Annotated in this window: 8 protein-coding genes; all 8 read left to right on the top strand. The window is 40.8% G+C overall.

The window, feature by feature from the left end:
* The first annotated feature begins 533 nt into the window (after positions 1 to 533).
* The 8 genes from ACFEL9_RS01745 (at position 534) to ACFEL9_RS01710 (ending at position 16494) form a co-directional block, all read left to right on the top strand.
* Positions 534 to 755: a hypothetical protein gene (locus ACFEL9_RS01745; protein ID WP_385885581.1), complete on the top strand. Its 222-nt coding sequence runs from the start codon at positions 534 to 536 to the stop codon at positions 753 to 755.
* 436 nt (positions 756 to 1191) lie between these two features.
* Entirely contained in the window at positions 1192 to 5409 is a 4218-nt protein-coding gene (locus ACFEL9_RS01740) for a hybrid sensor histidine kinase/response regulator (RefSeq protein ID WP_385885580.1), read from the top strand.
* Positions 5410 to 5762: 353 nt separating this feature from the next.
* Positions 5763 to 6839 carry a LacI family DNA-binding transcriptional regulator gene (locus tag ACFEL9_RS01735; RefSeq protein WP_385885578.1) on the top strand — a complete coding sequence of 359 codons (1077 nt, stop codon included), beginning with the start codon at positions 5763 to 5765 and terminating at the stop codon, positions 6837 to 6839.
* Positions 6840 to 7088: 249 nt separating this feature from the next.
* Positions 7089 to 10319 carry a SusC/RagA family TonB-linked outer membrane protein gene (locus ACFEL9_RS01730; RefSeq protein ID WP_385885576.1) on the top strand — a complete coding sequence of 1077 codons (3231 nt, stop codon included), beginning with the start codon at positions 7089 to 7091 and terminating at the stop codon, positions 10317 to 10319.
* A 38-nt stretch (positions 10320 to 10357) separates the two neighbouring features.
* Positions 10358 to 12364, top strand: a complete 2007-nt coding sequence (locus tag ACFEL9_RS01725) for a RagB/SusD family nutrient uptake outer membrane protein (RefSeq protein WP_385885574.1) — start codon at positions 10358 to 10360, stop codon at positions 12362 to 12364.
* A 29-nt stretch (positions 12365 to 12393) separates the two neighbouring features.
* Positions 12394 to 13599, top strand: a complete 1206-nt coding sequence (locus ACFEL9_RS01720) for a DUF5000 domain-containing lipoprotein (protein WP_385885572.1) — start codon at positions 12394 to 12396, stop codon at positions 13597 to 13599.
* A 48-nt stretch (positions 13600 to 13647) separates the two neighbouring features.
* Positions 13648 to 14838: a DUF4998 domain-containing protein gene (locus ACFEL9_RS01715; protein WP_385885571.1), complete on the top strand. Its 1191-nt coding sequence runs from the start codon at positions 13648 to 13650 to the stop codon at positions 14836 to 14838.
* Positions 14839 to 15051: 213 nt separating this feature from the next.
* On the top strand, positions 15052 to 16494 hold the full coding sequence (locus tag ACFEL9_RS01710) for a glycosyl hydrolase family 28 protein (protein ID WP_385885569.1): 1443 nt from the start codon (positions 15052 to 15054) through the stop codon (positions 16492 to 16494).
* The last annotated feature ends 109 nt before the right edge of the window (positions 16495 to 16603 follow it).

Raw genomic sequence — 16603 nt, 5'->3', positions numbered from 1 at the left:
TGAATCAACTTCTGCTTCAAATGTAGAAAGCGAAGCCAACTATGGCAAGAGCAAATGTACCGGTGCCGGTATCGGAATTTTACGTGTTTAATAACGGGCGTTACTGTTTCCAGCTGTTTCATGCACTCCCCATACACTATCCATACAGTATCCATATACCATCTATACAGTATCCATACATGCTGAACGCTTGTTCTTTTGTACTGAAAAAACTTTAGAGTGCGGACTGGTTAATATGGATATGACTTTACAGTTGCACACAATAATTCATGCTCCTTTTAAAAGATACCGTAACGATACGGTAAAAATGCCGCATCAATCACCTTGTTCGGAGGCCTTTGCTGAAAGTATATTGCAATTGCATTTGCAAACATCGTGAAGGACCGGTCTGACGGAGGGAAGCTGAAAACCTACAACAGAGTAGGCAAGATCTATTCATTTAAACTAGCGTTGCTGCCAACGCTATCATCCTTGCAATTATTCTTTAACCAATTAAAGTTTTTTGCTTTTTGAATCAAAAGGCAAACCATATTATGCGTAAGTACTTAATCGCCTTAGTGGCCGTCGTCGCTGTTGTTGTCGTTTTTGCTTTTACACCTGCTACCGGAAATAAGGATAAGAAAGCTGTGCTGACTACTTATTATTATACCGGTGATGATTCTTACAGCCAGCAAACCAACGAGACCTTTTATATTAAAAACCCGGGCACCATTCCTAATTGTCCTGACCAGGGGCAATTGTTTGTAAGATTGTGACCAGCAGTGACGAAGGAGCGAATCCTGATTTTTCTTCGAGCAGGAACCCGGTTGATCTTCCTAATGGGCGGCTTTTAAATGGTGACTTTAGGGTTTTTTATCCGAATAACAATCTAAAAGAAAACGGAAACTACCAGTTTGGTTTAAAAGAAGGAACATGGATATCTGGCGATTTACGGTTGAACTATTTTCTATAACTAATTTGAAAAATGTACGTTTAAATGGCCTATTTGCAGAATACAATGTAAGCGAAAAATAATTAAGGAGGGTTCTTATAAGGACGATATTTTGTCGGACAATTTAACCGAATATTTACCCGATGGTAAAAGCAGACAGACATTGTATAACAAACTTCAAGAAGTTTTTGGACCATCGATTTAAAGATGAAGCAAAAGGGTGTTAAATTGCAGGAATCGCTTGCTAATTGCTATGTCATATGAAATTGTCTGTTGAAAAACATATCTGCTTTGTGGTACTGTTTCACTTATTTACCTGGTACACATCGCTTGCATCAGACTATCCGGTGAGTGCTTATCTCGGGATTGAGCAGGGCTTATCGAATAATTTCGTAAGATGTATCTACCAGGACAAAAATGGTTTTATGTGGTTTGGCACCTATGACGGGCTAAACCGCTATGACGGATATGAATTCAAAATCTTCAGAAATAATTTTAAAAACAATCGATCGCTCATTAACAACTGGATCAATGCTGTTAGTGAAGATGCAAAAGGAAATTTGTGGATAGGCACAAGGCAGGGAGCCTGTGTTTACCAAGGCTTGTCCAATAGTTTTTCTCCACTTTATTTCTATACTTCGGCTACAAAAAAGGAGCAACTTAATTCAGTCATCAGCGATATTGAAGCAGATGGGCAAGGCAATATGTTTGTTGGTGCGACAGGTGAGGGATTACTCTTTTTTTCAAAAGGTGAAAGCATTGCTTATAAAATACCATTGGAGAACGATGCTGTTTCTCCTTATGATGTTAGATCAGTTAAAGCGGGTAATGACAAAAATATTTGGTTCTTTGTCTCTAATAAAGGCTTGTATGTCTATGAATATAAAACCCATAAAGCCAGACTTGTGAATGCAGCCATCAAATCAGCCAATTGTATTGAAGCGGCAAATGGTTATTTATGGATAGGAACGAATGATGGATTGTTCCGGTACAACATCGCTTCCAATTCCTTCGACAAAGTTTATAATGCAGGAAATAAAAAATTAAACTACAATACTGTTGCAGGAATCACTGTAAGTAAAAACAACGAATTATGGATTGCAACAAATGGTGGTGGTGTTGTTATCTTAAATACACAAACTGAGGAAGCACAATTTTTATCGAATACAAAAGAGTCTAATTCTTTATCAAGCAATGCTGTCTATTCTGTTTGGATTGACAAGCAATCAAGAAAATGGATTGGCACTTTAAGAGGCGGCATCAATGTTATTGATCCCAATAAGGAGCGTTTTCAAAATATTGTTTCCAATCCTGCCACAACTAACACTCTTATCAGCAATTATATTTTATCGTTTTACGAAGCACCCAACAATGATTTATGGATTGGCACCGATGGTGGCGGCTTGAGCATTTGGAACAGAAGACTGAACTCGTTTACCAATTACCGCCACGACAGTGGTGACCCTTATTCATTAAGCGACAATTTTGTCACCGATATCCAATCCGATTTTCAAAACAACATCTGGATTACAACTTATCGTGGAGGAGTAAATCGGTTTAACAACGGGAAGTTTGAACACTATAACTGTGTTGACCCTAATAACACTAGGCTCACTTTACATCCCATAGGCCCGACTCTTCTTGTAGATGCTGAAAAAAATTTCTGGCTAAGCACCCAGCAATACGGCCTGTTCAAATTGAACAGGCAGAAAAAGGTTTTTGAATTGGTTGATGACAGGCTTAAGGATTTGTATGTATTGAGGGAAGACAGAAACAATGTTTTTTGGGGAGGTGGCATCAATCATCTGGTTCGAATTGATAAAGCCGGCAAAAAACATGTTTCTTATTTTATCGGTAAACCGGTTAGTGTTTTAATGGAAGACCGCTCAGGTAATTTTTGGGTTGGTACGGAAGGAGGGGGATTGATTTTGTTTGACAGGAAGCAAGGAAAGATTATTGCCCGTTATACTACAGATGAAGGTCTTTGCAGCAATTCGGTATTGACCATTTTGGAAGATTCAGAAGGTAATCTGTGGATGAGTACTTTTAATGGTATCGCCAAATTCAATCCTAAAAACAAAACATTCAAGAGCTATTATCAAGGCGATGGATTGCAAAGCAACCAGTTTAATTATCATGCTGCATTAAAATTACGATCCGGCGAATTTGCTTTTGGTGGTATTAAGGGGTTTTCTCTGTTCCGCCCCGAAAACATCGTAGCAGCCAACAGCAATCCTAAAATTTTTTTAACAGAAGTAAACGTTGCCAATACTGCTCTTGAAGAAGATTCTTCGCTTGAAATAAAAGCCAAGTCCAATCGTATTGAACTCATCAAAATTCCTTACAACAAAGCCGTTCTTTCATTTGGGTTTGCAGCGTTAGAATATTCCGCACCTGATAAAATTCAATATGCATATTACCTGCAGGGTTGGGATAGAGATTGGAACTATTCCGGTAATACAAGGAAAGTAATTTATAGCCGTCTTTCAGAAGGCACTTATACCTTCAGAGTGAAGAACACAAATGCCGAAGGACAATGGAGTAAAGAGGAGGTGCAAATTAACATCATTGTGCTCCCGCCATGGTACAGAAGCTGGTGGGCATATTTGATTTATGCCATGATGTTTGGCGCAGCGATTTATTTTTATTTTCAATACCGTGCAAGACAAACCAGGCTTCAATACGAAGTAAAGATTGCAAAGCTTAATGAAGAAAACGAACGTTCAGCAAAAGAAAAAAGTCTTGCAGAACTGGCGGTAGAGAAAGCAGAATTGGAAAAGGAGAGGGCCGAAAGAGAAAAAACCGAGGCAGAACATGAAAAAGAAAGGATCCTGAATGAAAAAGAAAGAGAGATTAATGAAAAGAAAATTTCTTTCTTCACCAATATCTCTCATGAGTTCAGAACTCCGCTTACTTTAATTATTAATCCGGTTAAAGAACTGCTGGAGAAGAATTCCAGTGAACAGAAAGACAAAGGTGAGTTGAGCATTGTTTACCGCAATGCAAGGCGAATGCTCAGTCTTGTCGATCAGTTGCTTTTATTCAGAAAGACGGAGAGTGGTTTGGATAAAATAAAACCATCCAAACTTAATCTTCACGATCTGGCATACGAAGTGTATCTATGTTTTATTCAGCAGGCAAAAACGCAGAGCATCAATTATGTTTTTGATTGTGCAAATAAGAATTTAGAAATCTATGCAGACCGGGAAAAGCTGGAGATTATTTTATATAACCTTCTTTCCAATGCATTAAAATATACATTTGCTGAAGGCAGCATTAAGCTTTCAATTGCAGAAGGAACCGAAGATGTTGCAATCAAAGTAGAAGACGACGGTGCTGGCATCCCCTCCGAAACAGGCGATAAGCTTTTTGATAAATTTTATAAGGCAGAAAGAGCAAAAACAAGTTCAAAGGCAGGTTTTGGCATCGGGCTTTTCCTGGTAAAACAATTTACCGAGCAACACCAGGGTACCATTTCTTACCAAAGCGAAGAAGGGCAGGGGACAACTTTTACATTAAAGCTTCAAAAAGGCAAAGATCATTTCGATGCGGACGTTATTATTTCAGAAAGGGAAGCCGCACCCCAATTGCTCGAAGTACTGAAGGATGAAGACCTGGTTGAAGAAAATAATGCAGGCGGGGAACCCTTAACGGAACTGGTTTCCGAAAAACAATCCATCTTAATTATAGATGATGATGAATCCATCAGGCAATACCTTGTCCGCTTGTTTAAAGACACATATATAATATACCAGGCAGAAAACGGCGAAGCCGGTTTGGCCATGGCTCAAAAGTATTTACCCGATTTAATCGTTTCCGATATTCACATGAAGGAGATGAACGGGATTGAGCTTTGCAAGATTGTTAAAGAAAACGAGCAGTTAAGCCATATCCCTTTTATCTTACTCACCGGTGCTACGTCCGATGAACTCAAGCTACAGGGAGTGGAAGGCGGTGCCGACGACTATATTGTAAAGCCGTTTGACAGCAAACTACTGGTTGCACGGGTTACCGCTCTTTTGAAAAATCGCAATACGCTTCAAAAATATTTTTACAACGAGATAACACTCAACAAAAACGATTTTAAGGTTTCTGCTGAATACAAGGAGTTTTTGGATAAATGCATTGCAGTTGTTGAAAGCCATTTAAAGGATAAGCACTTTAGTGTTCAAACTTTGCTAAACGAAATGGGGATGAGCCATTCCAATCTTCTTCGTAAAGTAAAATCAGTCTCCGGCCAGCCGGTAAATATATTTATCCGGTCCATCCGCCTTCGCAAAGCTGCTGAACTTTTTATTACTACAGACTACAGTATCAAGGAAACAGCCTACACCGTCGGCATAAGAGATATTAAATACTTCCGGGAACAATTCAATAAACTTTTCGGGATGAACCCTTCCGATTATGTAAAGAAGTATCGCAAGATTCATGGAAAGCAATTCACAGTTGACAAGGAATCCATCGATCCCGATAACTAAATTGATTTACCTGAATGTGAAGGAAAATCCTGAATTGGAAGCATTATCGGGTGCTTCTGCTGAACCTGAGCAACCTCATATTAGTTTTTAATTTTATTCCAACCCCTGTTTGGCGTCTCCACCCCCCTTTTTGGGCGTTTACCCCCCTTCTGAATTTCCGAAAAAATTTGTTTTACACCGGTAGCTTTACTTCGTCGCAGCCAAAAAACAGTTTTTCTTCGATTTTTAACGATTGGATATGAATAGAGCCACTACGCTCAAGTTGAATGCTGATCTTCCGGGTCTTCTTTTTTTATCCCTTCTGACTAAATCGATTAACTGAAAATTTAATAAAAAAGCCCGGTGCCTGCTTAATGAAAAAGAGAGCTTCCATACACGATATAGCAAAAGAGCTAAAGGTTTCAGCTACTACCATATCATTTGTATTAAATGGCAAGGCGGCGGAAAAAAGGATCAGTGAAGATGTAAAAAAGAAGGTGCTGGATTATGTGAAGCAGGTGGGCTTCCGTCCAAATATGGTGGCTAAAAGTCTCAGAACAGGAAAAACCAATATTATAGGAATGCTGGTAGAGGATATTTCGGATCCCTTCTTCTCCAGCATTTCACGCGGTGTTGAAGCCATTGCTTATAATCATCATTATAAGATATTTTTTGCAAGCACAGAAAACGATACAGAAAAAACCAAGGCATTAATAAAAGTATTCAGAGAACGCCAGGTAGATGGATATATAATTGCACCGCCTGCCGGTGTGGAAGCTGAAATAAAGGCTTTAATGGATGATAATGTTCCGGTGATTCTTTTCGACCGCTACCTGCCTTCTTTAACTACCAGCACGGTGATTATCGACAATTTCTCAGGTTCTTACAAGGCAGTAAGACACCTTGAAGAAAATGGTTTTTCAAATATTGCCTTCATCACCCTTGAATCCGATCAAACGCAAATGCAGGCACGTTTGCAGGGCTATATAAGAGCAATGGAAGAAAGCCTGAAAGATCCGATCATTAAAAAACTTCCCTACAAATTAAGTCATGACCTGAGTGCTGAAAAGATGGTGGAAGACTTTATTGCAAAACATGACAGGCCTGATGCGATCATCTTCGCAACAAACTATCTCGCCATAAACGGACTGAAAGCTATTCGCAACCTTGGCTTATCCATACCCGATGATGTTGCCGTTGTAGGCTTTGATGATAACACCCATTTCTATTTGTTTACTCCTTCCATTACTGCAGTGGCGCAACCTGTTGAGGAAATATCTGAAGAAGTAGTAAAGCAGTTACTCGATGCATTATCCGACGAAAAGGAAAGTAAAAAAAGGAGAACAATAACCCTTCCTGTGAAACTGATCGAAAGAAATTCATCCATGCCCAAATCAAAAGCAAGGGCTGTTATGAAAAGCTTTGAACATGAAAAGAAAATAATAAACTAATTAATCACCATAATTATTTTAAAACTGAACGGGTTAATAAATCGATTTAACCCGAAAGGGAAAACTTTTGCACACTAAAAATTGCCAAAATGAAAAAAAAACTAACTGCGGCCAAAAAAATGCCGCCAATGCACTGTGGTTCGATTGGACACTGCCCTTTCAACTTGCATGTAATTAGCTTTCAGACAGCCAGGCTTTCTGAAGTACTACACACAGATAAAAACAATCATTTCAAAAAGTAAAACTGCTATGCTTAGAAAATTTAACCTATTAAGAAAAATAGGGCAAATTGCTTTGTTTGCACTACTATTTCTCTGGTCTTCTTCTCCCGGTTTTTCACAGCAAAGCCAGGTTACTGTCCGGGGAAGAGTCAGCTCTGATTCTTCTGCACTTGAGAACGTCAACATTTCTCTAAAGTCCGATCCTGCAAAAGCTACTCGTACCGACGCCAGTGGCTTTTATTCTATAAATGTGCCCTCCAATGGTGTATTGGTATTTTCTATGGTCGGTTACGAACCACAGGAAGTGAAGGTTAATGGGCAGGTATTGATCAACCTACAACTGAAAGTAAAGAGCAATGACCTTGCCGATGTGACCGTGATAGGATTTGGCGGCACTCGTAAGAAAGCCAGTTTAGTCAGTTCTATCACCAGTGTCAGCGTCAAGGACCTGCAGGTGCCTACCGGAAATATGACTAATGCGATTGCAGGAAAGGTTGCAGGTATGATCGCTTTCCAACAAAGCGGAGAGCCTGGCTTCGGTACTGACAACTCCACTTTTTACATCAGGGGCCTGTCCACGTTTGGTACCGGTAAACAGGAGCCGTTAATCCTGATTGATGGGGTGGAATCTACACCCACCGATATGGCCCGCTTACAACCGGATGATATCTCTGATTTTTCCATTCTGAAAGATGCAGCGGCATCTTCAATCTATGGAGCCAGAGGGGCAAACGGGGTGGTGCTTATTAATACAAAAATAGGCAAGACAGGGGCTGCAAAGTTTTTTGTAAGAAGTGAAGCACGGATTTCCACCAACACCAAGAATCTTGACTACGCTGATAATATCACATACATGAACATGGCCAATGAGGCAACAACTACCAGGGCTACTGGCGCTGTTGCTTTGCCTTACAGCCAAAATAAAATCAATCACACGATAGCCGGCGATGATCCTTATCTCTATCCAAATAATAACTGGATCGATCAGTTGATCAGGAAATATACAATTAACCAGAATCATTACATGAGTGTTAATGGTGGTACCGAGAAAGCTACTTATCATGTGTCAGCTTCTTATGGCCTGGATAATGGTATGTTAAACGTTGATCCGATCAATGATTTCAACAATAACATCAAACTTTCCAAATATTCTTTACGTACCAATATAAATCTCAAACTCACACCCAGCACAGAAGTAATCATCAAAGTGGGCGGTCAGTTTGATGATTACAAAGGTCCGATCGGCGGAGGCGGTAATTTTTTTGGTCTTGCGTTGAGAGCAAACCCTGTTCTGTTCCCCGCAGTTTATCCTCAGTCGATGATCCCTTATTTCGAACACCCGCTTTTTGGTTCTTACAGGCTCACCCAAAACGGACAGCTTACTTCTACCTTGTTAATCAATCCATATGCGGAAATGGTGAGAGGATATTCAGTGTATAAAAAATCAGATCTGCAGCCTCAGTTAGAACTGAAGCAAAAGCTTGATTTCATTACCAAAGGCCTCAACTTCCGCACCATGGCCTATGTAAGGCGATATGCTTTTTATTCTCTGGACAGAAAGTATAACCCATTTTATTATTATGCCGATGTACAGCCCGATGGTAAAACATATAATTTGCTTTCCTACAACGATGGTTCGCCAAATGCCGTACCAGGAGTGTCTACTGGTACAGAATACCTTGATTACAATGAACGAGCAAAGGATGTCGATTCCAGAATCTGGCTGGAGGGCACGTTAAACTATGCAAGAACTTTTAAAGAGGTACATAGTGTAGGCGGTGCGTTGATCTCCTATTTGTCCAACTACGAAAGCGGCAATCCAGGAGGTGGATTTTTCCAATCTTCTCTTCCCCGCAGAAACGTGGGCGTATCCGGAAGGTTTACCTATGGTTATGATGACAGGTATTTAGCCGAATTTAATTTCGGTTACAATGGTTCTGAACGTTTTGATGAAAGGCATCGTTTTGGTTTCTTTCCATCAGGAGGTGTTGCGTACAGAATTTCGAATGAAAAATTCTTTGAGCCGCTTACCTCGGTAATAAACGATCTCAAGTTTAGAGTCACTTATGGTCTTGTGGGTAATGATCAAATAGGAGATAAGAACGACCGCTTTCTTTATCTCTCTAACATTATCATGAATAGCGGGGATTATTTAGCCGGATTTGGTCGTGATGATGGCGCCGCAAGGTATGTTCGCCCCGGTGTTTTTATCCTCCGTTACGGCAATCCTAATATCACGTGGGAGCAATCCAGGCAACTCAACCTGGGTATGGATTTACGGATGCTGAAAGGTTTTGAGCTGACAGTAGATGCCTGGAGGCAAAAAAGAACAGACATCTTATTGCCGAAATCTACTTTGGAATCTGCATTGGGCTTAATGGCCACGCCACAAGCTAATTATGGCCAGGCAAGAACACAAGGTGTTGATCTTTCTCTTAAATATGACCGCGCATTCAACAAGAATTGGTATGCCAATATCACGGGCACATTTACTTATGCCACCAGTAAACGGATTGTAGTGGATGAATTACGGTATGATAGCAGTCTTCGTCATTTATCTACGGTTGGTTATTCCCTTAGCCAGCAATGGGGCTTTATTGCAGAACGATTGTTTGTGGATCAAAAAGAAGTGGCCAACTCACCCCAACAGTTTGGTGATAACGGTTTAGGTGCCAGCCAAACAAGTGTACGAGGCGGCGATATTAAATACAGGGATATTAATGGGGATGGCCTTATTACAAACGATGATATGGTTCCTATTGGCTATCCCAGACAGCCCGAGATTATCTATGGATTTGGCGCTTCTTTGCGGTATAAAAAAATTGACTTCTCCTTTTTATTCCAGGGATCGGCACGCTCTTCCTTCTTTATTAATCCTTTTGCCATCCAGCCTTTTATTCAGCAGGGTGGATTGCAAAACGGCCTGCTAAATGTGATCAGCGAAAATTATTGGAGTGAAACTAACAGAAACCCTTATGCGTTTTGGCCCCGGCTAAGTACAGAAAGAATCCCATCGAACAATGTGCAATCCACCTGGTGGATGCGTAATGGAAATTTCCTGCGCCTGAAACAGGTGGACTTAGGCTATGACATAGGTAAAGTAAGCAAGCTGGGTTTAACCGGTGGCCGTGTGTACGTATCTGCCACAAACCTGTTTGTCCTGAGCAGCTTCAAATTATGGGATGTGGAAATGGGCGGAAACGGTCTTGGCTACCCGAATCAATCCGTGTATAACCTTGGTGTAGAAGTTAAATTTTAATACAGCTATTCAAAGTCATGAATAAACATTATTGCATCATGAAATGGAAAAAAACATTTAACAGACAAGTGAAAAACAGTTTTGCCAATTTCCTGAAAAGAGGCAGGGGGTTTTCAATAGTTGTCATTACAACATTAGCGGTTGGCGCTGTGTCCTGTAAAAAATTTATGGATGTGGTACCGGACAACGTACTTACAGTAGAACATGCCTTTAAGCTACGCAACGAGGCAGAGAAATATTTATTTACGCTTTATGCTTACCTGCCAAGAAATGGCGATGGCTGGTATAATGCAGGTATTATGGGTGGTGATGAAATATGGCTGCCTGAACAAAGTGAAACACACTGGCATCCCATATTCAGAATAGCCCGGGGGCAACAAAACAAAGATGCTCCCTGGTTTGATGAATGGGCCGGCACACGCAAGGGAAATAACGGTTTCAACGACCACCGCAAAATATGGAGAGCTATCCGCCAGTGTAATACGTTTTTGGAAAACATGAAAGACCTTACTAGGGTGCCCGATATTTCTCCGTATGAAAGAGAAAGATGGATAGGCGAAGCAGAATTTCTGAAAGCTTTTTACCATTTTTATCTCTTCCGTATGTATGGCCCCATACCAATTATGCAGGAGAACATAAGCGTGGATGGTGATGTGGCTTCATCCTATACACAGCGGGCACCTGTAGATTCCTGTGTGAATTATATTTCTTCCCTGCTTGATTCGGCATACAATAAAGTGCCTACTGTGATTGCAGATGAGATCAATGAGCTCGGAAGGATTACACAGCCAATTGTACTGGCGCTAAAAGCAAAATTATTGATTACTGCTGCGAGCCCGCTTTTTAATGGTAATCCCGATTATGCAGGCTTTAAGGACACAGAAGGTAAGGCCTTATTCAATCCAACTGTTGATATAAAAAAATGGGAGAAAGCGCGGGATGCCGCCCTGGCTGCCATACAGGATGCGGAAGCGAACGGAGCTACCTTGTATGAGTACACTTCCACCCAGGTGCCTCTCACGGATACTATTAAACGCCAGCTTAGTATCCGCCATGCCGTTGCAAGTCGCTGGAACAAGGAGCATATATGGGCCAATGCGCAAAGCTATTTTGTAAACGAAGCCCTGTGTATGCCTCCAACTGAACGTTCTCAAAGAGGAGGTGTTTCTACTATTCGTTTTGAACTGCAGGGAGTATGGGCAGCCCCCATCAAAATCGCAAAGATGTTTTACACGCAAAATGGTGTGCCCATTGATGAAGACAAGACGTTAAACTTCAACAACATTGAAGAATTGAGAACAGCCGTTTCTGCCGAGCGCAATTACATTGAACCCGGGTTTGTAACCTCTCGCTTAAATTTTGATCGTGAACCAAGATTTTATGCATCGCTTGGCTTCGACGGAGGCGTGTGGTATCAGTACGATGCAACTGCAAACGGAACGGATTGGAACACTTATTATGTAAAAGCAAAGAATGGAGAGAGAGCTGGATTGGGACATTTTACCAACTGGAACGAAACCGGTTATTTCATTAAGAAACTGGTTCATTGGGAATCCGTTACCAATCAACGCACCACGTGGAAACAATATCCCTGGCCTGAAATACGCCTGGCCGACCTATACCTGATGTATGCAGAAGCATTGAATGAAGTAGAAGCAGGATCTGCCACTGCTATTCAGTATATAGATAAAGTAAGACAAAGGGCTGGCTTAAAAGGTGTAGTGGAATCATGGACCAACTACTCTAATAATCCTGGAAAGTACGCTACCCAGTCCGGCCTGAGAGAGATCATTCATCGTGAACGTTTGATTGAGCTGGCGTTTGAAGGGCAACGTTTCTGGGATTTACGCAGGTGGAAAAAAGCCTTTGATGAACTGAACAAAGACATCACCGGCTGGACCATCCTGGGTAAGACAACTGACACATACTATAAAGAAAGATTGGTTTTCAGCCAGCGGTTTATCGCTCCACGGGAGTATCTCTGGCCTATTGGGATCTATGATACCAGGCGAAATCCGAAGCTGGTAGAAAACCCGGGATGGTAATTCCTCTTTTGTTTTTTAAACTAATTGATATGAACAATACAATAAAATACTTAACAGGTATGATAGCAAGCTTAGCGCTGCTGTCATCCTGCGGAAAAGAAATAGAAAACGCTCCGCTTTGTGATGATACTACAGCACCGGTTGTAGTTAGCAATGTACAGGTACTGAATAGAGAAGGCAATGCAAAAATTACATACACAGTACCGCATGATAAAAGTTTAATGTATGTGCAGGCTGAGTATGTAGGTACCAATGGCAAGCCAGCTGAAACAAAAGCTTCTTATTATGAAGATTCATTGGTGGTAACTGGTTTTGCAGACACACTGGAACATGAAGTAAAGCTCTATTCTGTATCCCGTTGCGGCGTTAAATCAACACCGGTTGTGGTAAAAATAAAACCGTTAGAAGCACCAATATTTAAAGTTTTCCGAAGCATGGTGATTGAAAACTTTTTTGGTGGGTTTCGTATTACTGCCGCAAATCCTTCAGGTGATAATATTGGTATAGTAGTTCTCTCTTTGAACAAATTCAAAGAATACGAAGAGGATAATTACAAAAGCGTGTACACAGGTGAAAAAAACATTGTGGCCAAGATCAGGGGCATGGATACCGTTACAAGGCGCCTTGGATTTTATATAAAAGATAAATGGGGGAATAACACAGATACTCTTTTCCAGGATATAACGCCAATGTACGAGGTGCCCCTTGATAAATCAAAATTCAAACCTTATGTGTTGCCTACCGATGCACCACAAGTAACCAACGGTGCAAGATTAGAGTATGCCTGGGATAATCGTACAGGTTGGCCTTATACAAGCTTTACCGATCAATCAAAAGGCGGTCCCAATCCACATATGATAACGTTAGATATGGGGGTGGAGGCTAAGCTCAGTTATATCTGGATTCGCCCTTACCCTGAGTTGAATCCGCAACAGTTTTATTTCTTAACCACTTTGAAACGGTTTGAAGTGTATGGCTCTAACAATCCGTCTTCTGACGGCAATCTCGACGCCAGTTGGCAATTGATTAATACTTATGAGGTGGTTAAACCTTCTGGTACAGCATATGGAAAGGATACAGACCTGGACAGGCAGACAGCAAGTAAAGGCTTTGACTTTGAAGTCCGTCTGGATGCGCCCAAAGTACGATACCTCCGCATCAGGTGCCTGGAAAACTGGGCTGGAGGAACAGCGCAAAGTATTAATGAACTAACTGTGTATGGTGATCCGAGATAAGGCTGATAATTGTTTATTCAAACTGAACTATCATTTCAATAATTAGACATGAAAAAAATATTTGAAAGCACAAGCATGAGGTTTTTATCTGCCGCATTGCTCACAACCACAACTCTATTATCCTGCTCTAAGTGGGATGAGTATAAAAAATACACGGCCAATGAAGAAATTATTTATGCCGGTAAGTTGGATTCGCTTAAGGCCTTTTCCGGCAAAAATCGAGTAAGGATCACTGGTAAGTTTAATGCAGATCCTAAAATATCAAAAGTGAAAATCTTTTGGAATAATAACAGTGATTCACTGATGTATGACGTAAAACCGGGGACTAATAGTAATGTTTTCGACCAAACATTTTCCATGCCTGAAAGCGTTACCACCTTCACAGTGTATACGTATGATGCATCAGGAAATAAGTCTATCCCGGTATATGTTGTAGGAAAATCTTTTGGAGATATCTACCGAAAAAAAATCAGTAACCGTATTATTTCCAACATCTATTATATGTCAGCTAACACAACTATCAATTGGGAGGCAGCAGATCCAAATGCGGGAGCGTACATGACGGAAGTACAATACCTAGTGGATGGTGTAACGAAAACTATGACATCGCTGGCAGCTCAAAGTACCGTATTAGACGGCCTTAATACCAATACGCCGGTTAGTTTTCGTGGAATATTTAAACCCGATTCTACCTGCATCGACACTTTCGCTGTTCCTTATAAAGACACCGTGCTGATCCCTCTCAAGAACGCAAGAATCCCTTTTATTGCTTCTTCAAGATCTGGTCGTTGGGGAAACCTTGCAGAGTGGAATGCCAACGATGCCGTGAAAAATCATGGCGGCTATGGTGGGTGGGATGAGTGGAATGGGAATATCTTCAACATAGAATCAGGTTGGGGATCTCCTGCAATTACCAATGGAAAAATCTGGCAAACTATTTTGCTTGAACCCGGTACATACACGTTTGAAGTTTCTGATCTGAAAGATACCAATATTGGCGCCTCTGAAAATACTTACCTGGTTGCTAATTTGGGCACAGACATACCAGATATTGCAAATCTTGCAACTGCTCTTGCATCGGCCAAAGTAGCCACCGGAACACCATTGAGCGATCTGCGGGTTAAGTTTACTCTAACGCAACAGTCAACCGTAAGCGTTGGTTATTTAACCACACAAGCTGGTACCACTCCTGGAAGATATTGTAACATACGTGCATTCAATTTATACATCAACAATTAATTCAGGGAACATCTCAGGCGGTTAATAAAAGCAACAAATTATGGGAATTCACTAAGAAGTTAATGAATTGAGTGAACTATTGAAAATACTATCTTTCTTAAAGCAAGCAGCAATCGTTTCCAATACAGGCAGTGGCTATACTACCACTGTCCTGTACTGGGAAAAAATGAGAACATGATTATGAAAACACAATTGTTGATCACAAGGCAAATTATGCATAAGTTTCTCCTTTTATTTTTTTTATTTTGTTTTTATTGTTCGAAAACAAAGGCACAACAACTGATCATTTACCCTGCTCCGCAAGCTGTTGTTTACGCTATGCACAACGATGATTACACCGTGAAAGTGCGCAAGCCCGGTGGCGAGTGGCAGGACTTGTATGAATACAATGTAAAAGTGGATTTGGATAAACCGCAGGATGCATCAATGGTGTATTTCGATTTTTCCGGAACTATTGAAGTATTTGTTCAAAAAAATAACGGCAATGTGCAGTCAGTGAAAATCCGTCCATCTTCTTATGAAATAAAACCAGTCTTAAATGGTAACAGTATCACTTTCACTTTAACAGAACCCAAAAAAATTTCAATAGAGTTTGATGGCGATAAATTGCATAACCTGCATTTATTCGCCAATCCCATTGAAACCTCTCGTCCCGATCCCAACGATCCCAATGTTGTGTATTTCGGTCCCGGCGTTCACCTGCCGAAAGATCTGCCGGGTAATGCATTCAACATTTCATCAGGTAAAACAGTTTATATAGCCGGCGGTGCTATAGTGAGAGGAAAACTATTATGCGATAAAGTGGAAAATGTACGCATCATAGGGCGGGGTATTATTGACCAGCCGGAGAGAGGAATAGAGATAAGGCACTCAAGCAATGTTACCGTTGACGGGATCATTGTAGTCAATCCAAAACACTATACCGTTTTTGCTGGTGGATCAGATCATATTACGATTCGCAATTTGAAATCATTCAGTGCAAGCTCCTGGAGTGATGGATTGGATTTTATGAGTTGCAGTGATGTTACGGTTGATGATGTATTCATGCGTAACTCCGATGATTGTATTGCCGTGTATGCGCATCGTTGGGAATTTTACGGCGATGCAAAAAATTATTCAGTTACTAATTCTGTTCTCTGGGCTGATGTGGCACATCCCATCAACATCGGTGTTCACGGAAACACAGAAAAAACAGGTGAGGTAATTGAAAACTTACTGTTCAAAAACATCGAGATACTGGAGCAGGATGAAGATGATCCTTCAGCCGAGGGATGCATGGCCATTCAGGCAGCCGACATGAACCTGGTACGCAACGTTCGCTTTGAAGATATACGAATAGATAATTTCCAGGAAGGAAAGTTGCTGCAATTAAAAGTTGCGTTCTTTCAAAAATACAATGCTGCACCAGGCAGGGGAATAGAAAATATTTATTTCAAAAACATAAGCTATAACGGCATTAATAATTCTCCGTCCCTCATTGATGGTTTAGACAAAGATCATCTTGTAAAGGATGTGACGTTCGAAAACCTTCGCATCAACGGAAAACTAATCAACAGCGTGGAAGAAGCAAATATTAAAGTGGGTGAGTTTGCAAAAAATATAATGTTCAAAAATTCACAGCCAGCAAAAAAGGGATTAACAAGTGCAACGAACTAAAGGCGAAGAAAAATTATGAACCATAGAATACAAACAATAAGAAAAACCAATTGGGCTGTGTGTAGAATGCAACACTTAGCCTTCGCTCTGTTATTTTTTTATAGCATTA

This window comes from Terrimonas alba (assembly GCF_042434975.1).
Classification (GTDB): domain Bacteria; phylum Bacteroidota; class Bacteroidia; order Chitinophagales; family Chitinophagaceae; genus Terrimonas_B; species Terrimonas_B alba.
Note: the sequence above shows the minus strand (reverse complement) of the source record. Positions and strands in the feature narration are given on the sequence as shown.

What these genes read in the sequence shown, in the direction of transcription:
- ACFEL9_RS01720 (WP_385885572.1), top strand. Translation starts at nt 12,394, where the DNA reads ATGAACAATACAATAAAATACTTAACAGGTATGATAGCAAGCTTAGCG.
- ACFEL9_RS01740 (WP_385885580.1), top strand. Translation starts at nt 1,192, where the DNA reads ATGAAATTGTCTGTTGAAAAACATATCTGCTTTGTGGTACTGTTTCAC.
- ACFEL9_RS01710 (WP_385885569.1), top strand. Translation starts at nt 15,052, where the DNA reads ATGCATAAGTTTCTCCTTTTATTTTTTTTATTTTGTTTTTATTGTTCG.
- ACFEL9_RS01725 (WP_385885574.1), top strand. Translation starts at nt 10,358, where the DNA reads ATGAAATGGAAAAAAACATTTAACAGACAAGTGAAAAACAGTTTTGCC.
- ACFEL9_RS01715 (WP_385885571.1), top strand. Translation starts at nt 13,648, where the DNA reads ATGAAAAAAATATTTGAAAGCACAAGCATGAGGTTTTTATCTGCCGCA.
- ACFEL9_RS01745 (WP_385885581.1), top strand. Translation starts at nt 534, where the DNA reads ATGCGTAAGTACTTAATCGCCTTAGTGGCCGTCGTCGCTGTTGTTGTC.
- ACFEL9_RS01735 (WP_385885578.1), top strand. Translation starts at nt 5,763, where the DNA reads ATGAAAAAGAGAGCTTCCATACACGATATAGCAAAAGAGCTAAAGGTT.
- ACFEL9_RS01730 (WP_385885576.1), top strand. Translation starts at nt 7,089, where the DNA reads ATGCTTAGAAAATTTAACCTATTAAGAAAAATAGGGCAAATTGCTTTG.